This window comes from Mesorhizobium sp. M1A.F.Ca.IN.020.03.2.1 (genome assembly GCF_004023205.1).
GTDB lineage: Bacteria > Pseudomonadota > Alphaproteobacteria > Rhizobiales > Rhizobiaceae > Mesorhizobium.
Map to the genome: position 1 here is coordinate 1 of NZ_RZSV01000434.1, position 1,912 is coordinate 1,912.

2 protein-coding genes are annotated in these 1,912 nt (G+C 63.9%); one reads left to right on the forward strand and one right to left on the reverse strand.

Annotated elements, in window-relative coordinates; genetic code table 11:
• Positions 1–1,194 (reverse strand): ATP-binding protein (locus tag EOA79_RS31760; RefSeq protein ID WP_245489981.1); only part of this gene is annotated, 1,194 nt, incomplete at its 3' end.
• A 253-nt stretch (positions 1,195–1,447) separates the two neighbouring features.
• Between EOA79_RS31760 and cpaB the strand changes: the two genes are divergently transcribed.
• The coding region (gene cpaB / locus EOA79_RS31765) for a Flp pilus assembly protein CpaB (protein ID WP_128293670.1) at positions 1,448–1,912 on the forward strand (465 nt) is incomplete at its 3' end.

Here is a 1,912-nt window from a genome sequence, read left to right on the forward strand (position 1 = left end):
GGTTTCAACGACGCGCATCGCCTCGATGGTGGCCAGCCTGTCCTTGGTCTGGCCAACGAATTCCGGCTCTCGGATGAATACCGACAGCATACCGGCGGCCGAGATCATGACGTCCTCGGTCGTGACGATCGAGGCGCGCTTGTTGCCGATGAGATCGGCATATGCGCGAAGCCCGCGCGTCAGCACGTTGCGGAAGCCCGCCTCATGCGTGCCGCCCTCGGGAGTGGGAATCGTATTGCAGTAGGAGTTGAGGAAGCCGTCGCCGCCGAACCAGGTCACCGCCCATTCCAGCGAGCCGTGGCCGCCCTGCTTGTCGCTTTTGCCCGCGAAGACTTCGCGCGTGACCTGGAATTCGTCGCCGACGGTGGCCTTGAGGTAGTCTTTGAGGCCGCCCGGGAAATGGAACTCGGCTTTGGCCGGAGTTTGATCCTTTTCCTTGATCAGCGAGGGATCGCAGGTCCAGCGGATCTCGACGCCGCCGAACAGATAGGCCTTCGAGCGCGTCATGCGGTAGAGCCGGGCCGGCTCGAAGGCGGCGCCCTTGCCGAAGATCTGCTCGTCGGGATGGAAGCGGGTCCTGGTGCCGCGGCGGTTGTGCACCTCGCCGAGGTGCTCCAGCCCGCTCACCGGAACGCCGCGCGAGAAGCGCTGGCGATAGAGCTGGCGCCCGCGCGCGACCTCGACCTCGAGGTGGTCGGACAGCGCGTTGACGACGGATACGCCGACGCCGTGCAGACCGCCGGAGGTCTCGTAGACCTTGGAGTCGAACTTGCCGCCCGAATGCAGCGTCGTCATGATGACTTCGAGCGCCGGCTTCTTGAACTTCGGATGCGGATCGATCGGAATGCCGCGGCCATTGTCGGTGACGGTAAGAAATCCGTCCGCCGAAAGCTCGACGTCGATGAAGGTGGCGTGGCCGGCCACCGCCTCGTCCATCGAATTGTCGATGACCTCGGCGAAGAGGTGATGCATCGCCTTGTCGTCGGTGCCGCCGATATACATGCCTGGGCGGCGGCGCACCGGCTCCAGCCCCTCAAGCACCTCGATGTCGGCGGCGCTGTAGCTCTCGCTGCCGTCGCGGGCGGCGGCCGAGCGCTTTGCGGCCTGCACCAGCGGATCGGCCGGCCGCGAGGACGCGCGTACTTGCTGGGGCTGCTTTTCCGGGTTGCCGAAAAGATCGCTGGTGTCGTCCATGCTAGCCATTAAGTCCGGTACTGCGAATCACTCCTCGATACTGCCACGCTTTTGGCGGGCGAACGAGTTCCTGTTCCGTTCAGGGATCAAACTGTCTCTTATTCCAAAACCATTCGATAACCAAGCCGCTGGAAATAGGGCGGGCTCCACCCTTCGGATTCCTGATTCTTTAACATTAACGCCTAGCGTGAGCCTCAACGACAAAAGACCACGGGGCGTCAGGGGTTTCGTTGTGAAGGGCAGGGCCATAACCATGATCGGCATCGCAGCCGTTTTCGGCGCGATCTCGATCTTTGCCGCGGACTTCTGGGTCAAAAGCCAGGCGAGGGCCCAGTCCGAGCAGAAGACGGCATCGATCGTGGTGCCGCACGAGGCCAAAGTCGAATTCAAGACCATCGTCGTGGCGAATGCGCCGCTGCGCTACGGCATGCAGCTCGACCGGTCGCAACTCACCGAAATTCCGTGGCCGCAGGATTCTCTGCCGCAAGGCGCCTTCCCGACCGTCGACAAGCTGCTGGCCGAAGGCAGCCGCGTCGTGCTGTCGCCGATCGAGGTCAACGAGCCGGTGCTGCTCGCCAAGCTGTCGGGACCGAATGGCCGCGCCACACTTTCCAACATGCTGTCGCCGGGCATGCGGGCCGTCACCATCCGCACCGACGAGATCGCCGGCGTCGGCGGCTTCATCACGCCGGGCGACCGGGTCGACGTCGTGCTGACG